Origin of the sequence: Flavobacterium sp. RSB2_4_14 (genome assembly GCF_051547085.1) — a bacterium.
Classification (GTDB): Bacteria; Bacteroidota; Bacteroidia; order Flavobacteriales; family Flavobacteriaceae; genus Flavobacterium.
The window spans coordinates 1-26,041 of record NZ_JBPTTL010000003.1; the positions used below are offsets into that span (position 1 = coordinate 1).

The window sequence follows — 26,041 nt, forward strand, 5'->3', positions numbered from 1 at the left end:
GTTATGTTTAATTAACCTGTGTAGGTCATAAAAAAAACTCCTCGTTGTTGGAGGAGTTTTGGTTTTAGATGCGGGAGAATTTTATTTTTGCTATTGTTTTGTATTGTGTTGAATTGACATCTAGGATAGTGAAGATGTAGTCTTTTGCGGTGTAGGCAGCATCGACTAGATTGTTTGGTTCGAAGTATATTCTGTTGTTCCTTCTGTTTCTTGCATTATTGAAGGGAACGAATGTAGTTCCGACGGCTTCTGTTTTTAATAGCATTTCGTCGTGCATTGCACGGAGTGTTGTGGTTTTATAGGAATCTTCGTTTGGATTGAAGTTTGGGGTGTTTTCTAATAATCCTATGAGCAGGTCTAGATTGTTTGTTCTTTGGTCGTAACTTAGTTGTGAGACTGAGTATTGTTTTTCTAAGCTAGCTGGTTCTGATGATTCTGATATTGGTTTTTTTCTATCTCCTTTTATTTTACGAGCGATTGTCATAAAGTTTTCCAGTTCTTTGGGGGAAACTCCTTGTGTTGCTTTATACACTTTTCTAAGTTTTGATATCAGACGGTTTAGTGGTTTGAAGAGGTTTTCTCTTTCTGCCACTGCATTTTTATAGGGTGATTCTAGTTCGTTTACATTTTTTTGGTCTGCAAATGCTTTGTCATAGATAGTTTGGAGTACTTCTATCGTAATGTTTGGATTGGATGGGTTGTAGAGTGTGCCTAATCCGAGGATGTTTGTGATTAGTAGTTTTAGGTTTGCAATGTTTTTTGCGTGTCCTGTTTCTGATGTTGATGCCATGATTTTTAAGTTTTATATTGTTACTATTATTCAAAGCTATTAGGTTATTTTGGATTTATTTTACGGGAATCCGTAATGGGTGCTATTTTTTTTGATTTTTTTACCACAAATTCACAAATTTTTTTGTTTTGATTTTTTTAACCGCAAAGTGCGCAAAGTTTTACGCAAAGTAAGCGATGTTTTTTTGCCACTGATTCACAGAATTATTTACCGCAGAGTACGCTAAGTTTACTGCAAAGTATGCGATGGTTTTTTGCCACGGATTTCAGGGATTTTTTAATGGGTTGAAATCTTTGCTGGCGAAAGTGTATTTCTATGAAATTGTGGTTTTGAATTGGCTACAAAGTTAGGAGACTTCGAATTTCTGGGTTGTTTTGGGTTTATTTTACGGTAAACCGTAATGGGTTTTATTTTTTTTCAACGGGTTCGTTGCTGATGCTATTTAATTTCTGTGGGATTGTGATTTTGAATTGGCTACGAAGTCAAGAGACTTCGCAGAGCTGGGTATGAGAAAATGTTCATTTTATTTGCGTTTTAAATAGATGAAAATATATTTTCTTATATTATTTTAAGATAATTAATAGAACCCTTATACTTTTGAATTGTTAATTTTAAATTTATATATCATGAAAAATCAATTACTTATTTATGTGTTTGTTTTATTTACTTTCACTTCCTTTTCTCAAACCATTCCTTCATATGTTCCAACAAATGGATTAATTGGATGGTGGCCTTTTAACAACAATGCTAATGATGAGTCGGGGAATGGTAATAATGGAATAGTAAATGGTCCAATAATGTCAAATGATAGATTTGGAAATAATAATACTGCCTATCAGTATAATAATGGTTCAAATTTAATCTGTACAAGTACAAGTTTTAACTCTCCGAATATTCTATCTTATTCAGTTTGGTTTAAAACTAATTCTACTGTCGCAGGACATTTAATCGGATTTAACAACGGCCAGTGTTCTCATGGGGGTGTTTGGGATAGAGCACTTTGGATTGAAAATGGGAAAGTAGTCTTTTATACATTTCCAGGTTTTGAATTACGTCATCAGGCAATTATAAATGTTATAGATAATATTTGGCATCATTGTGTTGTAACAATGGATAGTACTGGGTCAAAAATTTATATTGATGGTAATTTATTGTCTACTGATAATAGCCAAATAGTTGGGCAAAGTAATATTGGATATTTTAGATTTGGGGGGTTAAGTCCTAATGGTTTAAACAATTCTTTAATTGGAAATTATGATGATATTGGGATTTGGAATCGTGTCTTAACACAAGAAGAAATATCAGCACTTTATAATTCTGACACAACTTGTCAAACTTTGGTAATTAATACAGGTATTTTAGGATTTAATCCAGTTTCCTATAATAATACAGTAATCATCTATCCAAATCCAGCAAATACTCAAATTACTATTGATTGTGGAAACTTAGCTAATGTTACAGGTTGGAATATTAAAATAACAAATACATTAGGTCAAGAAGTATTTGCTGCGCCAATGAATACTCAGCAATATGTAGTACAATTAAATAGTTGGACAGGAAATGGATTATATTTTGTGAAAATTTATGATTCATTAGGAAATGTTGTGAATACTAAGAAAATTATTTTGCAGTAAATATTTTAAATAAATAAAATCAGAAGGTTAAGGATTGTATTTCTAATTTTATTCTTGAAACTTTTGAAGATAGAATACATATTCCATCAATTTAAAATTTGAAATATCTTCACGACCTTTTTAATATTTTTATTGTTAAATTGTCAATACAAACTTTAGTTAAGAATTTTAATTAACCCAATACTAATATCTATGAAAAAAATAATTTTATTAAGCATCTTTTTAGTTTTAACAAGCTGTTCTTCTGATGAAAATGGAAATGTAACAGTAGTGCCAATTTCTCCTACTTTGTTAAATGGAGTTTTAGTTTCTAATAATCAAGTTAATTTAACTTGGACAGATAACTCAACAAATGAAGAAGGATTTAAGATTGAAAGGAAAACAAGTTCGGGAAATTTCAGCCAAATAGCCTCTGTTAATTCTGATATCACAACATTTAGTGATTTTAATTTATCTACAGATACAGATTATACTTATAGAGTTTATGCTTTTAATGCTGTAGGGAATTCATTGACTTATTCAAATGAATTTACAATAACTACAGGTTCAAGTATAGATGTTTCTTCTGGATTAATTGCGTTTTATCCTTTTGATGGGAATGCAAATGACCTAAGTGGTAATAATAATACTGGAACAGTTAATGGTGCGACATTATCAACGGATAGATTTGGTAATACCAACTCATGTTATTCTTTTAATGGGACAACTGATTTTATAAAAGTAAATAATTCAAGTTCACTAAACAGTTCTTCTATTTCTATAAGTGGTTGGTTTAATACTAATAATTTGCCAAATGGTGTACAGGGTAACGCAAGAGCAATTATAAGTAAATGGCTCCAACAAAGTGGATGTAATATTGATGCTGAAAATTACATAGTAGAATTAGCAACAATTTCAAATTCTGCAAGACTTGTATGTGCCACTAAATTTTATAATCAAACCTCTTTTTTTTCGCAAAACCAAATAATTAACACTAATACATGGTATCATTTTGCATTTATACATGATGAGCAAACAGGTGGAAAATTATATATAAATGGTGTTTTAATCAGTTCTAACTCACTTTTAGGCAGTAAGTGCAGTACAACAAATTCTCTATATATTGGAGCAGACAATTTAGGGAATTCATTATGGAGATTTTTTAATGGTAAAATAGATGACATTAGAATATACAATATTGCTTTAACTCAACAACAAATTTCTTATTTAGCAACTCATTAAAACACTGTGTTTTTTAATTTATAAAATACTGAGGATTAAGTTGTATTTCTTTAATACGCTTGTCCTCATTATTTTTTTGATAGATAAACAAATCCTCTTCATTAATATCTAAAACAAAAGCCAACTTTTGTTTTAGACTATTAAGAATGGTGTCTTTTTTCTTTGTTAGTGTGTTGTAACTTGTATCATCGTTTTTTGAGAGAAAATCAACTACTTCGTTCATTTGTATTGGGTTGTTATAGTTGCTAAAAAAGAATGACAATAAATTTATCTCATCTATTGAGAGATTATTAATAGGCTTGTTTTGGTGAAAGAATGTATTATTTTTATAAGTAATACAATTTTCAAATACCATTTTTTGTTTTCTCTTTTTTGTTAAGTATAAAATAATTAAACCTAATAGAATAACTAATGGAATGAGAGTATAGTTGAAGTTGAAACCTGAAACTAAGTTTTCAGTCTTTATAATTTTACCACTGTAATTATCAAATGGTTCAATTATTATTTTGATATCTCGTATGCTTAAATCTGTACTTTTTTGTGAATATATGATTTCGTTATTCTCTAAGTTATATTTTTCAAACCCTGAAAGAAAAAATTTGTTTTCCTGCTTGAAATAATTGACTTTGTTATTTTTAAAATCTAATTGAAAAATATAATTACTATCATAGTAAAAATTGTTTTGATTTTGATAGCTATTGCTATTATCTGCTAATGTTGAAACAATACTTTTGTCTTTTAAGTCGCCAAGATATTTCCAAACTTTAGTTTTTAGATTAAGTTTCCAAATATCAAATAATTGTTTTCCTACTCCAGTAACTTGGTCTGTGTCATAATTTTCAGAATAACCGGAAAGTAAATAGAGATTGTCCCCTTTTATAAAAGAGATTGCTTTGTCTCTTGGTTGAGGAATATTTTTATAATTGTTGTATTTTATAAGTTCCCATTCTTTTGTTTTAAAGTCAAACTTGGTTAAGATGTTTTTATATGTAAATAAACCATATCCTCCAAAATAATAGATTTCGTCATTATAGACAAAAGAGCAAGATCCAAATTGATTTTTGTGTTGGAATGAGTTATCGATTCGTATTATACTGTCATTTTTAAATTCATAAATTTCTCCGCAACCTGAGTAAACTAAATAATTTTTCCCTTTAATGTTGAAAAAATTGTATGGAAAGTCTTTTGTTTTCGGGAGTTCGTTGTATTTGTATGGAATTATTTTCCATTCCTGTGATTGAAATGATTTTTTGTAGAAAACTTCAAAGCCGTTGAAGACAAGATAGTCTTTGTTTTTGTAGTCTATGCCTATTTGAATGTCGGAGTTTTTTAATTCTAATGTTCTATTCTGTGCGCTCAAAAATGTGAAGCAAATAGAAAGAATAACAGTAAAATAAAGTCTGTATATTTTCACGTTAGTCTGATAATTGATTTAATGCTAATATATAAAAGATTTTAAAAAAGGTATTGACTTTTCAGTAAAATGATTTTGAATTGTACTATTAGATTGCATTTTAATCAAAATATTAAATGTAATAGTTATTTAATTAAAAAACCCAATCTGAATAATCGGATTGGGTTTTTGCTATGTGCCCTTCGACTGCGCTCAGGGTGACAGACTTGTTTAGGATTATGTGAATGGATATTTATATAAAGTTTTCATTTTTAATTAATTTTTTCAATCCACAGACGTGCATTGACAAAAGCTTCTATCCAAGGAGAAACTTCGTCTTTTTTATCGGTTGGATAGTGCGCCCAATTCCATGGGAAGGTTGAACGCTCAATGTGTGGCATCATCACGAGATGTCTTCCTGTGGTGTCGCACATCATGGCTGTGTTGAAGTCTGAACCGTTTGGATTGGCAGGATAGCCTTCGTAGGCATACTTGGCTACAATGTTGTATTGACTTTCTTCGTAGGGCAATTTGAATTTACCTTCGCCATGGGAAACCCAAACACCAAGGGTTGTTCCGGCTAGGGTTTTCAACATTACTGAATGATTTTCTTGAACGGTTACTGAGGTAAAGATGCTTTCGTGTTTGTGGCTATCGTTATGTTGCATTTTTCCATGGATTTCGTGCTCTGGATTTATCAATTCTAGTTCCATGAATAATTGACAACCGTTGCAAATTCCAACAGAGAGTGTGTCTTCGCGTTTGAAGAAATTATTTAAAGTTGTATTTGCTTTTTCGTTGTATTTGAATGCTCCAGCCCAACCTTTGGCAGAACCTAAGACATCTGAATTTGAAAATCCTCCCACGGCTCCAATGAATTGAATGTCTTCTAAGGTTTCACGTCCCGAAATCAAATCGGTCATGTGTACATCTTTTACATCAAAACCTGCTAGGTACATGGCGTTTGCCATTTCACGTTCAGAATTGCTTCCTTTTTCGCGAATGATGGCGGCTTTAGGTGCCCCACCCCGACCCTCCCCAAAGGGTAGGGAGTTTGACATTTTTCCTGTAAAATGATTTGGAAATTTGTATTGTAAAGGTTGTTTTCCTAAATTCTCAAAACGTTCTTTTGCTTTGTTGTTTTTGGTTTGTTTTTGGTCGAGTAGGAATGAGGTTTCGAACCAAATGTCTCTGTAATGGTGAATTGTGAATTGTGAATTGTGAATTGAAAGTGTTTCTGAAGCAGTTGCATTTCCAATTTTATAGAATTCGATATTATTTGAATTTAATGCTTTTTCAAATGTTGCATCGTCTTTTGCTTGCAATACCAATCCAATGTTTTCGGCAAAAAGAATTTTTACTACATCTTTTTCTTTGAATGAATTGAAATCAATAGTAGCACCCAAATTCACATCCGCAAAACACATTTCCAATAGTGTCGTAATCAAACCACCGCTTCCAATATCGTGACCAGCCAAGATTTGTCGGTCTTTGATTAAGTCTTGAACGGTGTTGAATGCTCTTTTGAAAAAAGCGGCATCTTTTATGGTTGGCGTTTCGGTTCCGATTTTATTTTGCGTTTGCGCAAATGAACTTCCGCCTAGTTTGAATTCGTCTTGCGACAAATTGATATAATAAATAGAACCGCCGTTATGCTGTAAAACTGGCTCTACCACTTTAGTAATATTGGAACAATTTCCTGCGGCTGAAATAATGACCGTTCCGGGTGCAATCACTTCATCGTTTGGATATTTTTGTTTCATTGACAGTGAATCTTTTCCGGTTGGAATATTGATTCCTAATTCGATAGCAAAATCGGAACAGGCTTGGACAGCTTCATATAAACGGGCATCTTCGCCTTCATTTTTACAAGCCCACATCCAGTTGGCCGAAAGTGACACACTTTTTAAATTCTCTTTTAAAGGTGCAAAAACGATATTGGATAAGGATTCGGCAATAGCATTTCTACTGCCAGCTGTTGGATTTATTAAACCTGAAATTGGCGAATGCCCAATAGAGGTTGCAATTCCTTCTTTTCCATTATAATCCAAAGCCATTACACCAACGTTGTTTAGAGGCAATTGTAAAGGTCCAACGCATTGTTGTTTGGCTACTTTTCCACCCACACAACGGTCGACTTTATTGGTTAACCAGTCTTTACAAGCTACGGCTTCAAGGCGTAATACTTGTTCTAAATAGTTTGGAATATTTTGTTCTGTATATTCTAAATCTGTATAATTTCTATTGATTGTTTTGTCAGCCATGATGGTTTTTGGAGAACTACCAAACATGTCTTCAAGCGCAAAATCCATTGGCTTAGCACCAGTGCTTTTGCTTTCAAATGTAAAACGATTATTATTTGTTACATCACCAACTTGATACATTGGTGAACGTTCTCTATCGGCAATGCGTTGTAATGTATCAATGTCTTTTTGACCGATGACTAATCCCATTCTTTCTTGAGATTCGTTACCAATAATTTCTTTGGCAGAAAGTGTTGGGTCACCAATTGGTAATTTGTCTAAATCAATCAAACCGCCCGTTTCTTCAACGAGTTCTGAAAGACAATTTAAATGACCACCAGCACCATGATCGTGAATAGAAATTATAGTGTTTTCATCGCTTTCTACCATGCCACGAATAGCATTAGCAGCACGTTTTTGCATTTCAGGATTGGAACGTTGAATCGCATTGAGCTCAATTCCTGAACCGAAAGCACCAGTATCTGCAGAGGAAACTGCAGCGCCACCCATTCCGATTCTATAATTTTCGCCACCAAGAATTACAATTTTATCTCCAGCTGTTGGTTTCTTTTTTATAGATTGGTCTAATTTTCCATAACCAATTCCACCAGCTTGCATGATAACTTTGTCATAACCTAATTTTCTGTTTTCTTCTTCGTGTTCAAATGTTAAAATAGAACCTGTGATAAGCGGTTGACCAAATTTATTTCCAAAATCGGAAGCACCATTGGAAGCTTTTATTAAAATATCCATTGGGGTTTGATACAACCAATTTCTTTCTTTCATGCCATTTTCCCAATTTCTGTTTTTGTTCAATCGGGAGTAAGAAGTCATGTAAACTGCAGTTCCAGCCAAAGGCAACGAACCTTGTCCACCAGCCAAACGGTCGCGAATTTCTCCGCCTGAACCTGTTGCTGCACCATTGAACGGTTCTACCGTTGTTGGGAAATTATGGGTTTCTGCTTTTAATGATATCACAGAATCGAATTCTTTCGTTTGATAGAAATCAGGTTTGTCTGCTGTTTTTGGAGCAAATTGTGTAACTTTTGGTCCTTTGATAAACGCTACGTTATCTTTATAGGCCGAAACAATATCGTTTGGATTTTCGGCTGATGTTTTCTTGATGAGTTTGAATAATGATGTTGGTTTTTCTTCACCATCAATGACAAAAGTCCCATTGAAAATCTTGTGACGACAGTGTTCTGAGTTGACTTGGGAGAAACCAAAAACTTCTGAGTCGGTAAGTTTTCGACCTATTTTTCTAGCAACATCATTTAGATATTCTACTTCTTCTTGGCTTAATGCTAATCCTTCTTGCTTGTTGTATGCTGCAATATCTTCAATTTCAAGAATGGGTTCTGGCTTAATCTTTATAGTGAAAATAGCTTGATTTAGTTCGCTATATTTTTGCGAAAGCATTGGGTCAAAGTCATTGAAATCTGTATTGACTTTTTTAAATTCTTCAATTCTGATTATGCCTTCGATTCCCATATTTTGAGTAATCTCTACCGCATTGGTACTCCAAGGCGTAACCATAGCAGCTCGTGGACCAATAAAAAAATCCGTCAGGACGGATTTTTCTATTTTATAGGCGTTGGCAAATAACCAGTTTAATTTTGAGATAGTTTCTGCTGAAAGTTCGTTTTGCGTTTGAACGGCAAAAACAGTATTACTTTCGTTTCCGAAGAAATGAATCATTGTGTTGTGTTGTTAGTACGTTAGTTGTAGGTGCAAATTTAGCGTAAAAAAATGAAACCTAAAATTGGTTTACTAAATTTAATTACTCGGAAAAACAATCGAGTTATAAGCGCCTAAATCAAAAACGCCATTTCTTGGATTTCCTAAAATGTCATTGGTCACTCCAACATCGTTTCCAAAACCTTTAGCATCAGAGTCATCGCCAATCATTAATTGATTATTATTTACATCAAAGAAATCGGGGTCGCCATTTTTGATGATTTCATTGGTGTCATTAATGAAAGCATAATCAGGATTGTTAGTGAATTGATTAGCCGTATTGTTGAATTTGATTTGGCATTTGCTGAAAATTGGAGTTGTCCAATTGGTCTCTGGACTAACAGTGCTTTTATTTACTAGTAATTCCACTTGATTAGAACCAAAAATAATACAATTTCTAAAATTGGCTTGTTCTAAATCAAAAGCTACTTGTTGGTTGGTTGTAGTATCAGTATAATAATTATTAACCAAAACGGCTACTTGTCTCGAACTTGACCAATTGTTATTAAAAGTACAATGTTTGAATTCATAACTTCCGCCTAATGTGCAAGCCAAAGATGCTTCTCCGGCATAGTTAATCACCATATTTTTTCCATCAATATTTGCAGCTCTGGCTAGTAAACCAACGTTGGAACTGTTATAAATTTGGGTGTTTTCAATCGTCATAGTCGTTCCAAAATTGTTTTCAACTAGCAATCCAATAATGGCATTTTTAATGGTTAAATTTTTTATTTTATGATTAGTACTTCCTTGTCGTAAATAAATTGTTCCCCATTGTCCTGGAACATCCGAAAAACCAGGTTCTAATCTGTCACCTTCAAAAATTACTTCGTTTTCAAGAGCAGCTGTATTTGAAATACTTCCATTCACTTCTAAAGTGGCACCTTCTTGAACCACAATACCTGAGTCGGCATGGAAATGAACTCTTGCACCACCAGGAATAGTCAATGTTTCCCCATTGGGCACACTCGCATACCCATAGACGACATAGGGTTTGTCGGTATTAAAAGTATATTCATCTCCATTATCGGGATGATTGTGATTTAAATTTCTTCCTTGCGTTTCCACTACATTATTGTCTTCGTCAAAACCAATTGGAATGGTTTCATAGATGCCATTTTCTCTGTTTGGAAATATAAAATAGGCATCTTGAATTAAGGTTACTAATTCTACTTTTTGGAAATTCTCGCCGCTGTCAAATTGGATTTGGTCAGTATAAAGGAAATCGGTTGGATTGGCATCTGCAACATCTGAAGTAACTTCAATAAAAATATACATGCTGTCTTTGGCTAGCAATTCTACATCATGAAAAATTCTATTGCTTTCGCCCATCATTCCGTCAATTGTCATACGGTATTTAGAATTTAATCCTTTACCCATTTGAATAGTTGGGATTTTGATGTCTTTGCTACTTTTATTATAAACTTTCAAGGTATAAGTACTTGAACCAATATTAGTAAAAACGGTATCCAAATATACTGTGTCTCTTGAAAAAGTTAAATCTCCTGTGCTTGGCTCAAAAACAAAATCTTGACGACATGAACTTACAGAAATGGCTAAACCAACTAAAAATAGTATAATAAAATTGCGCATTGGTATCTTTAATTTTGGTAAATGTAGCTAATATATTGAGAATTTAAAAATTCTAAAGTTATAACGTAGAAATTCCAATTTTATTGTAGCAACGGGCAATTCATCATATATTGTCTTTTAGTATCTTATAAATAAATACTATTTTTACAAAAAAAAAAGCTATGGCATTTGATAGAGAAAAAGTATTACAACTTTGTAATGACTGGTGCGATAATACTTTGATGCAAACCTTAGAAATTGAATATATTGATGCTGGCGAAGGATTTTTAACTGCTAAAATGCCCGTAAATTCAAGAGTTCATCAACCTATGGGATTATTACATGGTGGTGCAACCGTAGCTTTGGCCGAAAGCGTGGGAAGTGCAGCTTCACTCATGTTCATCAATACAGAAAAACAAGAAGTTCGCGGAATTGAAATTTCTGCTAATCATTTGAGAAGTAAAAAAGAAGGTACTGTATTTTGTACTGCAAAAATTATTCACCAAGGCAGAAGTATTCATCTTTGGGAAATAAAAATTACCGATGAAAATGATAGGCTTATTTCGCTTTGTAAACTAACTAACATGATTTTACCCCGACGCTAAATGACGGATTTATTTATAAAAGTCAAAATTCAACACGAGCAACAACTCCCTTTTGCGTTGTATTGCAAACCTAATTCAGATAGAATTGTTGGCTTATTTCAACAGAATGACCACTTATATTTTTTAGAAAATTTCAAAGAAACGGGTTTTGTTTTTGCTCCTTTTGATAGTGTTGCAATTCCTTATATTCCTCAATTATATTCGGATGTAATAGTTGAAAAGGTTGGCGATTTAGATTTTTATTTTGAAAAAATAACTGCTTCTTCAACAGATGATGAAGCCAAAAATGCCTTTGAAGATCTAGTTCAAAAAGGAGTGAACGCTATTAAAAATAGTCAATTCCAAAAAGTGGTTTTGTCTCGAAAAGAAACAGTCATATTGAATGATTTTGATTTAGAAACTGTATTCAAAAAACTCACTCAAAGTTATCCAACTGCTTTTAATTATTGTTTTTACCATCCCAAAATTGGAATGTGGTTTGGCGCAACTCCCGAACAGTTTTTAAAAATTAATGAAAAATCAATTCAAACTGTTGCATTAGCTGGAACACAATTAGTGGCTAATTCGGATAAAATAAATTGGAACGAAAAGGAAATACAGGAACAACGATTAGTTACTGATTTTATTACTGCAGGATTAGAAGGAAGAGTTACAGATATGATTGTATCAAGCCCTTATTCTGTTAAAGCAGGAAATTTGTGGCATATCAAAACGGATGTTACTGCGACAGCTAAATCCAAAAAAGCAATTGGTGAAATCATATCGGTTTTACATCCTACGTCTGCAGTATGTGGTTTGCCAAAAGAAAATGCCAAAGAATTTATTTTAGAAAATGAGCAGTATGATAGAGAATACTACTCTGGATTTTTGGGAGAGTTGAACATTGACTTAGCCTCTTTTAGAACCAAACAATCTGATTTGTTTGTTAATTTGCGTTGCATGAAGATAGTTGAAAATACTGCTGAACTTTTTATAGGTTGTGGCATTACCAAAGACAGTATTCCAGCGGATGAATTTTTGGAAACAGTGAATAAATCAATGACAATGAAAAAATGTATACTGTAAATTGTATTTTTGTAACAAGATAAATGATTATGAAATTAGACATATTGGCTTTTGGTGCGCATCCAGATGATGTGGAGTTGGGCTGCAGTGGAACAATAGCGAAAGAAGTTTCGTTAGGGAAAAAAGTGGGTATCATCGATTTGACTCGTGGTGAATTAGGCACTCGCGGTTCTGTTGAAATTAGAGATAACGAGGCAAGACTTGCTGCCGAAATACTAGGTGTTTCCGTTCGTGAAAATCTTGATATGCGTGATGGTTTTTTTGTAAATGATGAAGCACACCAACTGAAAATCATTGAAATGATTAGAAAATACCAACCTGAAATAGTGATTTGCAATGCAATTGAAGACCGACACATAGACCATGGCAAAGGAAGTAAGCTGGTTTCGGATGCATGTTTTTTATCAGGTTTGAGAAAAATTGAAACAAGGCTAGATGGAGTTTTGCAAGAAGCTTGGAGACCAAAAGTTGTGTATCATTATATTCAATGGAAAAATATCGAACCCGATTTTGTAGTTGACATTAGTGATTTTATTGATAAGAAAGCAGAGTCAATTTTGGCTTATGGTTCGCAATTTTATTCTGAAAATTCAAATGAACCCATAACGCCAATCGCTACTAAAAATTTCTTAGAAAGTATTCATTATCGCTCTCAGGATTTTGGACGATTAGTAGGCGTAGAATATGCTGAAGGTTTCACTACAGAAAGGTATGTGGCAGTCAATAGCTTATCAAATTTGATTTAAAAAAATAAAATTATTCTTTGCAAAAGAAAAGAAATGTAATATATTTGCACTCGTTAAAAATGGTGGTTGTAGCTCAGCTGGTTAGAGTATTGGTTTGTGGTGCCGAGGGTCGCCGGTTCGAACCCGGTCAGCCACCCAAAAACGCAAAAGTCCCGAGAAATCGGGACTTTTTTTGTTTTAATACTATAAATATTTCTACTTAGCATCATCTTTATCAACCACCAACCTTTTTTCACGGTTAGCAATTTCCCAAGCAATGGCAAATGCATATTGTGTTCTTTTGGTCAAAGCATCAAACTCAATTTTGCTAACTTCGTCTGTAGCTTTATGGTAATCATCATGAACTCCATTAAATAAAAATACCGATGGAATTCCATTTTTGGCAAAATTATAATGGTCAGAACGATAGTAGTAACGATTTGGGTCTTTTTTGTCGTTGTATTTATAATCAATAGTTAACAAATTATTTTTCTTATTTACTTCTTCGCACAAAGTATATAAATCAGTCGATAGGTAATCCGAACCAATTAAATAAACATAATTATTACTGTCTTTATGAAATTCATCTCGACGACCTATCATGTCTATATTTACATCAGCTACTGTATTTGCCAATGGAAATAATGGATTTTCAGAGTAATATCGTGAGCCGTGTAAACCATGTTCTTCTCCAGTCACGTGTAGAATAAGAATAGAGCGTTTTGGTCCGTGACCTTCATTTTTTGCTTTTTGAAATGCAGCCGCAATTTCCATAATACCAACAGTTCCTGAACCGTCATCGTCTGCACCATTATAAATCTCGCCTTTTTTTATTCCTACATGGTCGTAATGAGCAGAAATCACTACAATTTCATCTGGCTTTTCTGAACCTTCTATAAATGCCCAAATGTTTTCAGAATCGGGAAGGTTTTCGTTGTATTGTGCATTTAAGTATTCAGCTGGAATGGGTTGGTAATAATCGTTTGCTCCTTTTGGAAATCTAATTCCGTGTTTTTTGTAAAAGTCGATAATGTAACGTCCTGCTTTTTTTTGACCTTCAGTTCCAGTTTCGCGTCCTTGCATTTCATCGGAAGCGATAATCGTTAAATTAGTAGTTAAACTCTCTTGTATTATGAATTTGTAATAGTCTGAGGAGTCAACATCTTTTTTACTTGATTTTTGAGAGGTGCAGTTAGAAAAAACAGCAATAAATAGGAATAGCGTAAATGCTTTTTTGATCATGATTTTTAATGAATGTTAATGAATGAATATACGATATAAAATATCATTATGATACTTATTAGTACTAAATTGATGAAAAACATGGAACTCGTTTTGATAATTGAAACGAATCTCGATTCTTCATAAAATCTTCGATGTGCCGGAAAGAAATAATATATCATCCAAAGGTATCCTATAAAATTAACAACTGAGGATATTGTATTTGTAACTGTATTAACTACAAAAGAGTCTATAATTTTATTAAACAAGAATAATAATAAATAGATAAGCAATAAAAATGAAAAATAATGCAAGGTGAAAATACCATGATCAAAATAATACCAACGTTTTTTACCATGAAATAGCCACAGTACAAAAGCAAACAAAGGCATGTAGATAATTAAGATTTTTGGAAAATTTCTAATGACAGATTCTACAAACTTTTCTTTAATTTGAGTGTAAGTATATTTTTGATAGATAGGAATTGTTTTTTTATTTAGAGCATATTGGAGTGGACCCATTTCATTTTTATGTTCTTCAAGCTCTTCAAATGTTTTGTATCCAAAATCTATAAAACTTGAGTCTTTCTCTTCCTTTATAATGGCTTCTTCTTCGAGTTTAATAGCAGTTTTAAGCAATTCATCTGCTGTCTCTTGAGATATAACTTTGGCATCGACTAATTTTTTAAGTTTTGCTTTTTCAACAGTTATATTCGTTTTAATTCCAAGATTATTTTTAGTATTGTTATTAATATTTATAAAATCAGAATTAGTTTCATTTGGAAAAACAGCAATGATAAAAAAAGTAACAAAACTGATGAAAATATAAAGTCTAATAGGTGCCAAATAGGAAAGGCGTTTTCCCGAAAGATATTCTTTGGTTAATGCTGCTGGTTTGAGTAATAAATTTTTTATAGTTTTCCAAAATGCATTTTCATAATGTGTTAAATCTTCGAAGAAATGAACAAATAAATGATAAAATGTTTTTCTAGTATCAGTATTCTCTTGACCACAATTAGGGCAAAATCTGTTTTCAACTACATAACGGCAGTTTAAACATGTTTTATCTTTTCTGAGTGAACTTTTTGACATAATAAAGTAAAAATAACCAATTCGTAAATCTATTAAATTTATTTCTATTTTTGAGAAACTAAATACACATCAATGCAATCAAAAGCACTAACACCTCAGGAATATCTTTCCAATTTGCCCGAAGATAGGAGAGAAGCTATGCAAAAGCTACGAAATATTTTGAAAAACAATCTTCCTGAAGGTTTTGAAGAAGTTTTGAGTTATGGAATGTTAGGCTTTGTTGTTCCTCATTCTATTTACGCGAAAGGATATCATTGTGACCCAAAATTGCCTTTGCCTTTTATAAATTTGGCTTCGCAAAAGAATTTTATTGCTTTGTATCATATGGGGATTTATGTCGATAATAGTCTTTTAGAATGGTTTGTGGCTGAATATCTAAAACATTGTAAAACCAAGTTAGACATGGGTAAAAGTTGCATTCGTTTCAAAAAAATGGATGACATTCCTTTTGAATTAATAGCAGAATTAGCAACAAAAGTTTCTGTAAATGATTGGATTACAAAATATGAAACGGCATTCAAAAAATGATTTCATTAGTAAATAATACCGATTATAATTTTACAGATATAAGAGCTATTGCTCATGAAGTTTGGCCAATTGCCTATGGTGACATTCTCAGCAATTCGCAATTGGATTACATGATGAAAATGATGTATAGTGTTGAAGCATTACAAATTCAAGCCGACATCAAAAGGCATCATTTTATTTTGGCAATAGAGGATGGAGTTACGCTCGGCTTTGCATCTTATGAATTCAATTATAGCGAAACGAATAATACTAAAATTCATAAAATATATATTTTATCTCATCAACAAGGAAAGGGAATTGGAAAATTACTGATTGAGTACATAGAATCTGAAGCAAAAAAACAGCATCAAGAAGCGTTGTGTCTTAATGTGAATAAGTACAATGTTGCCCAACATTTTTATAAAAAGCTTGGGTTTTCTATTAGATTTGAGGAAGTTATCGATATTGGCGAAGGTTATGTGATGGATGATTATGTGATGGAAAAAAAATTATAATGTAAAATTATGCAGTTCCTAAAGAAAATAAATAGTAAAGCAAAGGTTGAATCTAATTCGGGTTTTGGATCGAATGCCTCTAGTTATGGTGGGCGATTTATCAATAAAAGCGGTAAAGCTAATGTTAAAAAATCAGGAATAGGATTTTTAGATAGTATCAGTTGGTATCATACAATGCTCAATATTCCGCGTTGGAAATTTTTAGTTATTGTGGTTTTGTTTTACTTTTTAGTGAACTTGTTTTTTGCAAGTATCTATTATTTGGTCGGTGTCGAACATCTCAACGGAGTAAATGCAACTTCTACTCTAGAAAAGTATGGACAAGCATTTTTCTTTAGCATTCAAACCTTTACAACTGTAGGTTATGGACATATTAGTCCGAGTGGTTTTTTAGCCAGTTTTGTTGCTGCAGTTGAAGCATTATTTGGATTGTTGAGTTTTGCCATTGCTACAGGTTTATTTTATGGAAGATTTAGTAAACCTACTGCTTTCTTACTTTTTTCACAAAATGCTTTGGTAGCGCCATTTGGTAAAGGAACTGGACTAATGCTAAGAGTTACACCTTATAAAAACACAAATTTATCAGATGCTGAAGCTAAAATCACTTTGGGAATGGTTCAAGAGGAAGGCGGTAAATTAGTCAATAAGTTTTATTCTTTGGAATTGGAAATGGCCAAAGTGAATTCTTTAACACTGAGTTGGACTTTAGTTCATCCTATAACGGAAAACAGTCCATTATTCAATTTAAGTAAAGAGGATTATGAAAATATTGATGGTGAAGTACTTGTCTTTTTAAAAGTATTTGATGATATGTTTAGTACAACAGTAGTCAAAAGAACTTCTTATGCTTTTTCTGAAATTGTTTACGGCGCTAAATTCACTCCTATGTTTTCTAAAAGTAGCGATTCAGATAGAACTATTCTTCATGTTGACAAATTAAATGCATTTGAAAAAGTTCAGCTATAAAAAAAGTCCTCTCGAATATTGATATTGAGAGGACTTTTTTAAAAGAATAAAGATATTATTCTTTTATGAATTTTTGACTGTAATTTTTATTGTTGGTATCTGTTAATTTTAAAATATAAGTACCAGTAGCTAATGCATCTACACCTACATTTTGATTAATAACAGTTGTTACTTGAACTCTTCTACCTGTTAAGTCATATATTTCTGCAGTGGTAAATTCAACAGGATTAGCCGTATTTATTGCAATAGTAATATTATTTTTCACAGGATTTGGATACATGGTGAACACAGAACTTTCAAAAGAATTTATACCTAACGTTGAACCTTCTACTACTGAAAAAGTCTGGTTTGGAGTTACATTGTTAAAAGTATCAACTACACCCGATGGCCATCTTACAATAACTTGAGTAATTGTAGTAGCAGTACCTAATCCAAAATGTACATTAAGTGAACTCATGTATTTGAAACCTTCACCACTTCTAACATCTCTTATTTGTTTTCCCCATGGTCCGTAAATCTCAACTCTGGCACCTATTCCGTTGCTATTACTTTGAATTCCTTGGAATGTCATTTTAATCCAATTGTTTCCATTAGGAACGGCATAACGTATAGTGTTTCCGTTTAAAATATCCAGAAAACCATCGTTGTTTAAATCGCCTACCGCTCCAACACTAATTCCAGAATAGCTTACTGGTGCAAAAACGTTATTTCCTTGATTGAACATTATTTTATTTCCTCCACCGAGCACATCTACACGACCATCATTATCAAAATCATAAGCTATATTATCAATGTTGGTAGAAGTATTCGTATCCCAACCTGAACCAGCAGTAATATTTGTGAACGCTACAGTTGCTGTATCTAGATTATTTCTAAAAAATTTATGAGTACCAGCACTTGCTGTAATTATAATATCCATATCGCCATCATTATCAAAATCAGCAATCGCAGATGACCATGTTTGAATAGGAGTAACGTTAATTCCAGCAGCTGCAGAAATATCTGTGAAAACACCATTACCATCATTTCTGTGAAGTTCACATGGTGGACCTGAACATTTTGAAATAAACATATCTCGGTCACCATCATTGTCAAAATCTGTCCATAAAGAGGCATAATTTCCACCACTAGCTGTAACACCAAGGTTATAAGCTCCAGGTGTTCCAGACTGATAATAAGTCATGTTCCCCAGTCCATCATTTAAATAATAAACATTAGGAGCAACATCATGGCAAGAAAAAGCATCTAAATTTCCGTCATTATTAATGTCAATAAAATTGGTTCTTTGACAGAAAATATAATCCGATGGATTTACATTAGTATATGCTGTACCTGTACTATTTGATCTCCAAAATGTGAGTCCACTACCACTTCCTAATAGTATGTCATTAAAGCCATCTTTGTTATAATCTCCTGCTGCTAAGCTCCAGTTCGGCATATCACTTGTTCCAGAAATTGGGAAATCGGTAACAGAGAAAGTTCCAGCAGTTCCTTGATTATGAACTCTTAAATTATTAGCACTAACTCCAACTATATCATCTTTTTTATCGCCATTCATATCTACAACACACAAGTTGAAAGTACTGTTGATTGTATTAATTGTTTGTAAAGTATAAGATATAGGTGTAGGTGGAGGAACTACTATAGGCGCTTCTATTAATTGAAAAGTAAAACCTGTTGAAGACCATCTATTATCCCAAGCAATAATATAATTTGTTCCCGCTGTTACATCAAACGATGCAACTGATAAATAGCCAGTTCCAATGGCACCGCCATCATCGTCTCCGCTGTAACAAGTTAATGCGCCACAACCACCGGTATAAACATGAAAACGAGTGTCTTTTCCATTATTTATTTGTAAATCAGAAGTTACTGTAACGGTGTAATTTTGTGTTGGTGTATATGAATACCATTCGCCAGCAGGAGGACGAGTAGCTGGTGTAGCTCCGTTTGCAGCACATACAGGATTTGGCACTTGTGTTCCATCTATTACAGTTACGACATAAGTGCCAGCTGTAATTGGTTGTGCCGAAGCACAAGTATCTTGTGCTTTTGTAATTTGAGTTAAAAATAATAATACAAATAATAGTGTAATTTTTTTCATTTTTTCATTTTATTAAATTAATTAAGGGCATCCAGATAAAGAGTTAATCCATTCTTCAATTAAGGCTACTCCTTCTTCGTGTATTATTGATCTGCCATGAAGTGGCATCATATATGCTTCGTTTGTTGTGTTCATTCTATAAAACATCATTGATCTTTCTGGATTTCCAGGAGTTACAATTTTACCAAGTGATGGTTCGAAATCCTGCATATCCTGAGTATTTACACAAACTCCCATATTAGTTAGTCCGTTTGTGCCAGTTGTTTCGCTGTAAGCAAATCGCATTGGTCTATAATCACAGTGACCTTTTTCTTTGTGACAATGAGCACAATTAATATCTAAGTAAGAACGCACTCTTTGCTCCAAAGGTTTAGATGAATCATTATATTCCACAACAGTATTTTCAGCTGAAGGAAAAGTGAAATTGTTTTCCAAATAACCTTGTTCAATCCATTTAGTTAATTGATTTTTAGTAACCGAACCATAATTGTAGTTAAAATTTAAATTTTGTGGCTTAATTCCAATTGGTGAATAGACTGTAACTTCAACATTATCTACATTTTCTTTAACTTTATGACATACAATACATTGAACTTCGGAAGGTATTCTGTAATTAACATCTCTAATCACATTATTTTCATCTTTCCAACTTAAAGGAGTATAGCTACCAGCTAAATCGAGAAATGCTTCTGTTTGTTCTGCATTCCAAACATATTCAGCAAAAATCCAACCAGTTGATTTTCTAATCATTATTCTGGTTTCAATAATTCTAGTTGTATTGTTAGGTTGCACATTATCATAGTAGAATGTTTTGATTAGTGCAGCACCAACTGGTAATTCTAAAATATTTTCATCGCCATTGAATGTTGCTGTTGTTCCGTCTGGCATCCATACAAATCTTTTTTTATGAGCATAATCAGAAAAAAGAACACTTCTAGGTTCATAAGGAATGACATTCAACGAAGGAATTTGATTTTTCATTTCGCCTTCGAAAAATTTGTAATCGGATAGTTTTGGGTAAGGCACTTGTGTTAAATCAACAACAACAGGTGAAACGGGTGTGTATTCATCATCTTGATCTGTACAAGCTATAAAAATGCTCAAAAGTAAAAGTAAAACAGTGAGTAGGTAGTAATGTTTTTTCATAAAAATTTTAAATGCTTCCCAAAAATAATATTTTTTTTGTAATAACCTATAAATTATTAAATTACTAACACAATTTGGAACGCATTCATGAGAATATTTTAACTATTCTTTAAAATCATCCAATTTAACACGATAATTTTTAAGCTTTTTCATGGTTTCTTTTGAATGATAATCGAAAATATCTTCAAAGTGATTTCTATCCTTTTTTAAACTTATTTGTTTGATAGCGTTACAAAAACGTTTTAATTCATCATCATTACTCAAAATCAAACCAGGAACTTCAACATTGTTTCCCTTTTCGTCTTTGGCTACCATTGTAAAGTAACTAGAATTACAGTGTTTTACTTTGCCCGTTTGTATGTTTTCGGCTTCTACCCGAATGCCAACAATCATTGAACTTTTGCCAACATAATTAACGCTGGCTTTCATGGTTACTAACTCACCAACTTCTATTGGGTTTAAGAAATCAACAGTATCTACAGAAGCGGTTACACAGTAATGACCAGAGAATTTAGAAGCACTAGCAAAGGCAATTTGGTCAAGTAATGACAAGATGTATCCACCATGAATTTTACCACTAAAATTAGTGTAGGAAGGTAACATCAATTGCGATATGGTAACTTTTGAGGATTGTACTGTTTTAAAATTGTTGCTCATCTTTATTGGCTCTTTGTAAAATATTTTCGGGTAAAGCTTTCTTGGCTTTCGCGCCCATTTTTTTCAAGTTTTCAACTCTATTGATAAGGTTGCCACTGCCATCAACTAGTTTACTCATAGCATTATCATATTCTGTTTTAGAATCTTTTATTTTGTTTCCTACTTTCACCAAATCAGCTACAAAACCTTCAAATTTATCATACAATGCTCCAGCTTGTCTGGCAATTTCAAGCGCATTTTCTTGTTGTTTTTGATTGGTCCACATGCTGTCAATAGTTCGCAAAGTGGCTAATAATGTTGAAGGTGTAACAATGATTATATTTTTCTCAAAGGCTTTGTTGTAAAGTGTTGTATCTTCATTTAAAGCCAAAGCAAAAGCCGATTCAATAGGAACAAAAAGTAACACAAAATCGGGACTTTCCATTTGATACAAATCATGGTAATTCTTTTCACTCAATTGGTCCACATGACGTTTCAACGCCATAACATGTTCTTTTAAATGTTGTGTTTTTGCAGTTTCATCTTCTTCATTAATGTATCGTTCATAAGCTGTTAAAGTTACTTTTGAATCGACTATCATTTTCTTGCCATCGGGTAAATTAATCACGACATCTGGAAACACACGATTGCCTTCCTCTGTGGTGAAACTTTGTTGGACTTCATACTCTCTTCCTTTTTCTAAACCTGATTTTTCTAATACTCTTTCCAAAATTAATTCACCCCAATTGCCTTGCATTTTACTATCACCTTTCAAGGCTTTAGTAAGGTTCAATGTTTCTTTGCTCATTTGCTCGTTCATGTCTTTTAAACCCAAAATTTGTTGACGCAATGCTGCATGATAATCAATGCTTTCCTTGTGTGTGTCTTCTACTTTCTTTTCAAAAAGTTGAATTTTATCTTGCAATGGCGTTAGTATATTTTTGAGGTTTTCTTTGTTTTGTTCGGTGAACTTATTGGTCTTTTCTTCCAAGATTTTGTTGGCTAAGTTTTCAAATTCTTTGGTGAATTTCTCCTGAAGTTTTTCTACTTCTTCTTTTTGCTCTTTGTTTCGTTCCCAAAGATTGTCAAAATCGGTTTCTTTTTTGGATAGTTGAATGGCTAACGATTCTTTCTCGGTTCGAATAGTTTCTCTTTCTTGAATGGTTTGATTCAATTGCGATTTGAACTGTTCAATTTGTTGCAGTAAGCCATTAAGTTTTTCTTCCAATCCGGCTTTATCTGATTTTGCATTGGCAGAGAAAATAATTTTACCAATGAAAATTCCTATGGCTAAGGCAATGATGAAAGTGAGTAGTACAGATAAAGAATCAGTCATTATAGTAATATGTTTTTTGTAAAAATAAGCATTAAATTGAAATTACGGATTTGAAAAATGTATTTTTGTTCCAAATAAATTCCATGCACCAACACTTCCTAATTCACAAACCTCACGGCTTTTTAAGTCAATTTATTTATGCCAAAAAGCGAAATAAAAGATTGCTTGGCGAATTGCATAATTTTCCCGAAAGAACAATGGCAATTGGTCGTTTGGATGAAGATTCGGAAGGATTACTGCTGTTGACTACAGATGGAATGATGAGTGAAATAGTTAGAAGTAAGTCAGTTGAGAAAGAATATTATGCACAAGTTGATGGCTTAATTACTGAAGAAGCCATTGAACGGTTAATAAATGGAGTTGAAATCGGTTTCAATGGAATTCGTTATGTTACCAAAAAATGTGATGCTAAATTGGTATTTGAACTACCAGATTGTATTGGTGTAGGCAGAAAAATTCGTAATGAACGTCATGGACCAACGAGTTGGGTTTCTATAACCTTAACCGAAGGGAAATTTCGACAGGTGCGAAAAATGACTGCTGCCGTTGGATTTCCAACGCTAAGATTAGTAAGAATTAGAGTAGGTGACATACATTTGCAATTGAAAGTCGGCGAAGTACAAGAAGTAGAAACTTTTTTTTAAACCTAAATCATCATGCTCAACATAGTTTTAGTAGAACCCGAAATCCCAAATAACACCGGAAATATTGGTCGCCTTTGTGTAGGAACTGAAAGTAAATTGCATCTAATAAAACCCTACGGATTTGAAATTACCGATAAGAATTTGAAACGTTCCGGTTTGGATTATTGGGTGCATTTGGATTGGACAGAATACGAAACAGTTGACGAATGGATGGCACAAATCCCAGATAAATCCAGAGTTTTTTTAACCAGTTCTCGTGCTACAAAATCCATCTATGAAGTGGAATACCAAGATGGCGATTGGTTAGTCTTTGGTAAAGAAAGTGTGGGTTTGAGCGAAGAAGTTTTAAATCAATTTGAAAACCATTTGAAAATTCCAATGTCGAGTTTAATTCGTAGTTATAATATTGCTAATTCAGTGGCTTTTGTGGTTGGCGAAGCGAGAAGACAGATTAGTTTGAAATAATGTTATGAAAAGTAAGTTAACTCAATATCATTTATATTTATTAGTCTTTTTGATAATCCATTTTATCATAAAAAAATTAACAGGTTATGGTTTAAACCAAACTATTATTTTTGCACTGAAAATTGTTTTATATCTTTCTGGTTTCATGCTTTTTATTTATCATTTAAAGCCATTTAGAAAATTAACTTTTTATTTTTCATATTATTTTATTACACCTCTAGTAATGCTTTTGGGTTATCTTTTTGGAGGTGTTTTTTTGGTTGGAATTTTATTGTCAATGCTATTATTCCCAATAATGCCAGAAGAAATTGTTTTTAAAAATGAAGAAATTGTAATTTATAATAAATACCATGGATTCTTGGGTGCTTGTTGTACTTACGATATTTATGAAAGAAAGAATTTTTTATTTGAGCAATATAAAAGTGAAATACACTCGGAAGGTACTGATGTAGATAGTTTTGAGGTTTTGGTCGAAAATGAAATTAAGAGATTAAAGTTGAAAGAAGGAAAGAATTAAGAAATAACAAACTTCCCTTTTTCGCCATCAAAAGTAATAGCCGAATCTTTAAAAAGTGAATTGAAAACGCCTTTAGTAATCAAATTGCAAGGTTGGTCTTGTACCACAGTTTCCTCTGTCATCACAATCATTTCATCACTCAATTGAATGGCTAAATCCACATCGTGAGTAGAAAATAAAATACATTTATCAGTTTCTTGCGATAGTTTTTTTAGCAATTTAAAAACCGAAACTTTGTGAGGTAAATCCAAATGCGTAGTAGGTTCATCAAGAATAATTAGCGGTGTGTCTTGTGCCAAAGCTCTGGCAATTAAAACAATTTGCAATTGTCCATCACTGATTTCATAATGTTTTTTATCGAGTAAATGCTCAATGTGTGTGAGTGCAACTGCTTGATTTATAGCCGTGTAATCTACATCCGAGAGCTTTCCATACCAGTTGGTGTAAGGTTGTCTGCCAAGAGCGATTAATTCAAAAACAGTTAAGTTGCTTGGCGGTAATTTTTCTGTTAATACCAAACTCAAATTTTGTGAAAGTTTCGATGGGTTGTATTCGTGAATATTTTTTTCGTTCAATAAAACATTTCCTTTTAATGGTTTTTGAATTCCCGTCAAGGTGCGCAATAAAGTTGATTTTCCAATACCATTTGCGCCAACAAGAGCAATGAGTTTTCCTGCTTCCAAACTTAGGTTTAAATCAGATGCAATAGTATTTTTCCCCTTCTTGGTGGTATAACCAATGGATAAATTTGATGTAGAAAGTATTTTTTTGTTCGAACTCATTTATGTGTTTAAAATCCTCTTTATTGAATACTTTTTTTCCTAACAATTAACCAAATAACAACTGGTGCACCAATGATAGAGGTTATGGCATTGATTGGCAATGTGAAATCAAATCCTGGCATTTGCGAAACCATATCACAAAAAAGCATGATAATAGCGCCAATTAACACTGTTCCAAAAAACAATATTTTGTGATTACTAGTTTTGAAAGACAGTTTTGCCAAATGTGGAACCGCTAAGCCAACAAAAGCAATTGGACCAGCAAAAGCAGTAATACTTCCGGCTAAAATACTCGTAGCGATAATAATAATGTAGCGAGCTTTTTGGATATTCAATCCCATACTTTTGGCATAGTTTTCTCCCAATAACAATGCGTCTAAAGGTTTTAAAGACAGTAAACTCAACAACAATCCAAAAAAGACAGCAGTAGTCAACAACATAATATTTTCCCAAGACAAATTTCCAATGCTTCCCATAGACCAAAAAGTATATTTCTGTAATTGTTCGGCTGAACTGAAATAAGTAAACACACTCACGATAGCACTTGTAAAACTGCTAAACATCAATCCCACAATCAAGATGGACATGGTGTCTTTCAATTGCTGAGAAACAATTAGAATTAAAAATAATACCAACAAGCTTCCAATACAAGAAGCTAAAATAATACCATATTGCGATAACAAAAATTGCGACAAAAAAGCAGGTAAAGCACTAGCTCCTAAAATCACAAAAGCAACGCCCAAACTTGAACCAGAGCTTAATCCTAAAACATAAGGTCCAGCTAATGGATTTCTGAATAATGTTTGCATCAACAAACCACTGATGGAAAGTCCGATACCAACAAGAACAGCCGTAATAGCTTTTGGTAAACGAAAATTAACGATGATGTATTCCCAAGTGTCTTTTGAAGCATTACCTCCAAACAAACTTTGAAAAACCTCTTTCATTGGAATGCTCACTTGCCCTAATGAGATATTCAATAGCAAAGCCAATAGCAAAGCAACTGACAAAATTGAGAAAAGAATTGTATTCCTATTTTTAAGCATTTATATTTTAGTTTTTGTCATTCCGACGAAGGAGGAATCACATTACTATGATTCAAACTATGAGATTCCTCGTGCCTCGG

At 32.9% G+C, this 26,041-nt stretch carries 23 protein-coding genes and 1 tRNA gene; 12 read left to right on the top strand and 12 right to left on the bottom strand.

Annotated features, from left to right (window positions below; all coding sequences use genetic code 11):
• Positions 1–64: 64 nt before the first annotated feature.
• Positions 65–790, bottom strand: a complete 726-nt coding sequence (locus tag ACSVH2_RS07705) for a hypothetical protein (RefSeq protein WP_438092590.1) — start codon at positions 788–790, stop codon at positions 65–67.
• Positions 791–1,416: 626 nt separating this feature from the next.
• On the opposite strand from ACSVH2_RS07705, the gene ACSVH2_RS07710 reads away from it, so the two are divergent.
• The gene (locus ACSVH2_RS07710) at positions 1,417–2,424 is read left to right on the top strand and encodes a LamG-like jellyroll fold domain-containing protein (protein ID WP_438092591.1); all 1,008 of its coding nucleotides are present in this window, start codon (positions 1,417–1,419) and stop codon (positions 2,422–2,424) included.
• Between the two features lie 192 nt (positions 2,425–2,616).
• Positions 2,617–3,645, top strand: a complete 1,029-nt coding sequence (locus ACSVH2_RS07715) for a LamG-like jellyroll fold domain-containing protein (protein WP_438092592.1) — start codon at positions 2,617–2,619, stop codon at positions 3,643–3,645.
• A gap of 13 nt (positions 3,646–3,658) precedes the next feature.
• On the opposite strand, the gene ACSVH2_RS07720 is transcribed toward ACSVH2_RS07715, so the two are convergent.
• The 3 genes from ACSVH2_RS07720 to ACSVH2_RS07730 form a co-directional block, all read right to left on the bottom strand.
• A complete protein-coding gene (locus ACSVH2_RS07720; protein ID WP_438092593.1) occupies positions 3,659–5,059 on the bottom strand; it encodes a kelch repeat-containing protein in 1,401 nt (466 codons plus the stop codon).
• A 251-nt stretch (positions 5,060–5,310) separates the two neighbouring features.
• The gene (purL, locus tag ACSVH2_RS07725; protein WP_438092594.1) at positions 5,311–8,979 is read right to left on the bottom strand and encodes a phosphoribosylformylglycinamidine synthase; all 3,669 of its coding nucleotides are present in this window, start codon (positions 8,977–8,979) and stop codon (positions 5,311–5,313) included.
• Between the two features lie 78 nt (positions 8,980–9,057).
• A complete protein-coding gene (locus tag ACSVH2_RS07730; RefSeq protein WP_438092595.1) occupies positions 9,058–10,611 on the bottom strand; it encodes a hypothetical protein in 1,554 nt (517 codons plus the stop codon).
• Positions 10,612–10,772: 161 nt separating this feature from the next.
• Between ACSVH2_RS07730 and ACSVH2_RS07735 the strand changes: the two genes are divergently transcribed.
• The 4 genes from ACSVH2_RS07735 to ACSVH2_RS07750 all read left to right on the top strand — a co-directional run bounded on the left by ACSVH2_RS07735 (position 10,773) and on the right by ACSVH2_RS07750 (position 13,142).
• Positions 10,773–11,195 (top strand): PaaI family thioesterase, encoded by a 423-nt coding sequence (locus ACSVH2_RS07735; protein WP_438092596.1) that lies wholly within the window; start codon positions 10,773–10,775, stop codon positions 11,193–11,195.
• The gene (locus tag ACSVH2_RS07740; RefSeq protein ID WP_438092597.1) at positions 11,196–12,260 is read left to right on the top strand and encodes a chorismate-binding protein; all 1,065 of its coding nucleotides are present in this window, start codon (positions 11,196–11,198) and stop codon (positions 12,258–12,260) included.
• 29 nt (positions 12,261–12,289) lie between these two features.
• Positions 12,290–13,006, top strand: coding sequence for a bacillithiol biosynthesis deacetylase BshB1 (bshB1, locus tag ACSVH2_RS07745; protein ID WP_438092598.1), 717 nt, complete (start codon positions 12,290–12,292; stop codon positions 13,004–13,006).
• Between the two features lie 62 nt (positions 13,007–13,068).
• Positions 13,069–13,142: transfer RNA gene (locus ACSVH2_RS07750), tRNA-His, on the top strand.
• 59 nt (positions 13,143–13,201) lie between these two features.
• On the opposite strand, the gene ACSVH2_RS07755 is transcribed toward ACSVH2_RS07750, so the two are convergent.
• Together ACSVH2_RS07755 and ACSVH2_RS07760 are read right to left on the bottom strand one after the other, a co-directional pair.
• Entirely contained in the window at positions 13,202–14,224 is a 1,023-nt protein-coding gene (locus tag ACSVH2_RS07755; RefSeq protein WP_438092850.1) for a M28 family metallopeptidase, read from the bottom strand.
• A gap of 8 nt (positions 14,225–14,232) precedes the next feature.
• On the bottom strand, positions 14,233–15,297 hold the full coding sequence (locus tag ACSVH2_RS07760; RefSeq protein WP_438092599.1) for a DUF3667 domain-containing protein: 1,065 nt from the start codon (positions 15,295–15,297) through the stop codon (positions 14,233–14,235).
• A 72-nt stretch (positions 15,298–15,369) separates the two neighbouring features.
• Here ACSVH2_RS07760 and ACSVH2_RS07765 point away from each other — a divergent pair, with 72 nt between their 5' ends.
• The 3 genes from ACSVH2_RS07765 to ACSVH2_RS07775 are packed head-to-tail and all read left to right on the top strand — an operon-like array spanning position 15,370 to position 17,285.
• Positions 15,370–15,825, top strand: a complete 456-nt coding sequence (locus tag ACSVH2_RS07765; protein WP_438092600.1) for a DUF1801 domain-containing protein — start codon at positions 15,370–15,372, stop codon at positions 15,823–15,825.
• Positions 15,822–16,319, top strand: coding sequence for a GNAT family N-acetyltransferase (locus tag ACSVH2_RS07770; protein WP_438092601.1), 498 nt, complete (start codon positions 15,822–15,824; stop codon positions 16,317–16,319). Before ACSVH2_RS07765 ends, ACSVH2_RS07770 begins: the two co-directional genes overlap by 4 nt.
• A gap of 9 nt (positions 16,320–16,328) precedes the next feature.
• A complete protein-coding gene (locus tag ACSVH2_RS07775) occupies positions 16,329–17,285 on the top strand; it encodes an ion channel (RefSeq protein WP_438092602.1) in 957 nt (318 codons plus the stop codon).
• 55 nt (positions 17,286–17,340) lie between these two features.
• Here ACSVH2_RS07775 and ACSVH2_RS07780 read toward each other — a convergent pair whose 3' ends face one another.
• The 4 genes from ACSVH2_RS07780 to rmuC form a co-directional block, all read right to left on the bottom strand.
• Positions 17,341–19,389 carry an FG-GAP-like repeat-containing protein gene (locus ACSVH2_RS07780; protein WP_438092603.1) on the bottom strand — a complete coding sequence of 683 codons (2,049 nt, stop codon included), beginning with the start codon at positions 19,387–19,389 and terminating at the stop codon, positions 17,341–17,343.
• A 21-nt stretch (positions 19,390–19,410) separates the two neighbouring features.
• A complete protein-coding gene (locus ACSVH2_RS07785) occupies positions 19,411–20,535 on the bottom strand; it encodes a hypothetical protein (RefSeq protein WP_438092604.1) in 1,125 nt (374 codons plus the stop codon).
• A gap of 102 nt (positions 20,536–20,637) precedes the next feature.
• On the bottom strand, positions 20,638–21,192 hold the full coding sequence (locus ACSVH2_RS07790; protein WP_438092605.1) for an acyl-CoA thioesterase: 555 nt from the start codon (positions 21,190–21,192) through the stop codon (positions 20,638–20,640).
• Positions 21,176–22,507 (bottom strand): DNA recombination protein RmuC, encoded by a 1,332-nt coding sequence (rmuC, locus tag ACSVH2_RS07795; protein ID WP_438092606.1) that lies wholly within the window; start codon positions 22,505–22,507, stop codon positions 21,176–21,178. The genes ACSVH2_RS07790 and rmuC overlap by 17 nt, the downstream gene beginning before the upstream one ends.
• Positions 22,508–22,590: 83 nt before the next feature.
• Here rmuC and ACSVH2_RS07800 point away from each other — a divergent pair, with 83 nt between their 5' ends.
• Genes ACSVH2_RS07800 through ACSVH2_RS07810 form a run of 3 tightly spaced genes read left to right on the top strand, consistent with a single transcriptional unit; the run spans position 22,591 to position 24,133 of the window.
• Entirely contained in the window at positions 22,591–23,151 is a 561-nt protein-coding gene (locus tag ACSVH2_RS07800) for a pseudouridine synthase (protein WP_438092607.1), read from the top strand.
• 12 nt (positions 23,152–23,163) lie between these two features.
• Positions 23,164–23,616, top strand: a complete 453-nt coding sequence (locus ACSVH2_RS07805; protein WP_438092608.1) for a tRNA (cytidine(34)-2'-O)-methyltransferase — start codon at positions 23,164–23,166, stop codon at positions 23,614–23,616.
• A 4-nt stretch (positions 23,617–23,620) separates the two neighbouring features.
• Positions 23,621–24,133, top strand: a complete 513-nt coding sequence (locus ACSVH2_RS07810) for a hypothetical protein (protein ID WP_438092609.1) — start codon at positions 23,621–23,623, stop codon at positions 24,131–24,133.
• Here the strand turns inward: ACSVH2_RS07810 and ACSVH2_RS07815 are convergent.
• Together ACSVH2_RS07815 and ACSVH2_RS07820 are read right to left on the bottom strand one after the other, a co-directional pair.
• Positions 24,130–24,915, bottom strand: a complete 786-nt coding sequence (locus ACSVH2_RS07815) for an ABC transporter ATP-binding protein (protein ID WP_438092610.1) — start codon at positions 24,913–24,915, stop codon at positions 24,130–24,132. The genes ACSVH2_RS07810 and ACSVH2_RS07815 overlap by 4 nt on opposite strands.
• 20 nt (positions 24,916–24,935) lie before the next feature.
• The gene (locus tag ACSVH2_RS07820; RefSeq protein WP_438092611.1) at positions 24,936–25,961 is read right to left on the bottom strand and encodes an iron chelate uptake ABC transporter family permease subunit; all 1,026 of its coding nucleotides are present in this window, start codon (positions 25,959–25,961) and stop codon (positions 24,936–24,938) included.
• Positions 25,962–26,041: the final 80 nt, after the last annotated feature.

What these genes read in the sequence shown, in the direction of transcription:
- ACSVH2_RS07705 (WP_438092590.1), bottom strand. Translation starts at nt 790, where the DNA reads ATGGCATCAACATCAGAAACAGGACACGCAAAAAACATTGCAAACCTA.
- ACSVH2_RS07710 (WP_438092591.1), top strand. Translation starts at nt 1,417, where the DNA reads ATGAAAAATCAATTACTTATTTATGTGTTTGTTTTATTTACTTTCACT.
- ACSVH2_RS07715 (WP_438092592.1), top strand. Translation starts at nt 2,617, where the DNA reads ATGAAAAAAATAATTTTATTAAGCATCTTTTTAGTTTTAACAAGCTGT.
- purL (WP_438092594.1), bottom strand. Translation starts at nt 8,979, where the DNA reads ATGATTCATTTCTTCGGAAACGAAAGTAATACTGTTTTTGCCGTTCAA.
- ACSVH2_RS07730 (WP_438092595.1), bottom strand. Translation starts at nt 10,611, where the DNA reads ATGCGCAATTTTATTATACTATTTTTAGTTGGTTTAGCCATTTCTGTA.
- ACSVH2_RS07735 (WP_438092596.1), top strand. Translation starts at nt 10,773, where the DNA reads ATGGCATTTGATAGAGAAAAAGTATTACAACTTTGTAATGACTGGTGC.
- ACSVH2_RS07740 (WP_438092597.1), top strand. Translation starts at nt 11,196, where the DNA reads ATGACGGATTTATTTATAAAAGTCAAAATTCAACACGAGCAACAACTC.
- bshB1 (WP_438092598.1), top strand. Translation starts at nt 12,290, where the DNA reads ATGAAATTAGACATATTGGCTTTTGGTGCGCATCCAGATGATGTGGAG.
- ACSVH2_RS07760 (WP_438092599.1), bottom strand. Translation starts at nt 15,297, where the DNA reads ATGTCAAAAAGTTCACTCAGAAAAGATAAAACATGTTTAAACTGCCGT.
- ACSVH2_RS07765 (WP_438092600.1), top strand. Translation starts at nt 15,370, where the DNA reads ATGCAATCAAAAGCACTAACACCTCAGGAATATCTTTCCAATTTGCCC.
- ACSVH2_RS07770 (WP_438092601.1), top strand. Translation starts at nt 15,822, where the DNA reads ATGATTTCATTAGTAAATAATACCGATTATAATTTTACAGATATAAGA.
- ACSVH2_RS07775 (WP_438092602.1), top strand. Translation starts at nt 16,329, where the DNA reads ATGCAGTTCCTAAAGAAAATAAATAGTAAAGCAAAGGTTGAATCTAAT.
- ACSVH2_RS07780 (WP_438092603.1), bottom strand. Translation starts at nt 19,389, where the DNA reads ATGAAAAAAATTACACTATTATTTGTATTATTATTTTTAACTCAAATT.
- ACSVH2_RS07785 (WP_438092604.1), bottom strand. Translation starts at nt 20,535, where the DNA reads ATGAAAAAACATTACTACCTACTCACTGTTTTACTTTTACTTTTGAGC.
- ACSVH2_RS07790 (WP_438092605.1), bottom strand. Translation starts at nt 21,192, where the DNA reads ATGAGCAACAATTTTAAAACAGTACAATCCTCAAAAGTTACCATATCG.
- rmuC (WP_438092606.1), bottom strand. Translation starts at nt 22,507, where the DNA reads ATGACTGATTCTTTATCTGTACTACTCACTTTCATCATTGCCTTAGCC.
- ACSVH2_RS07800 (WP_438092607.1), top strand. Translation starts at nt 22,591, where the DNA reads ATGCACCAACACTTCCTAATTCACAAACCTCACGGCTTTTTAAGTCAA.
- ACSVH2_RS07805 (WP_438092608.1), top strand. Translation starts at nt 23,164, where the DNA reads ATGCTCAACATAGTTTTAGTAGAACCCGAAATCCCAAATAACACCGGA.
- ACSVH2_RS07810 (WP_438092609.1), top strand. Translation starts at nt 23,621, where the DNA reads ATGAAAAGTAAGTTAACTCAATATCATTTATATTTATTAGTCTTTTTG.
- ACSVH2_RS07815 (WP_438092610.1), bottom strand. Translation starts at nt 24,915, where the DNA reads ATGAGTTCGAACAAAAAAATACTTTCTACATCAAATTTATCCATTGGT.
- ACSVH2_RS07820 (WP_438092611.1), bottom strand. Translation starts at nt 25,961, where the DNA reads ATGCTTAAAAATAGGAATACAATTCTTTTCTCAATTTTGTCAGTTGCT.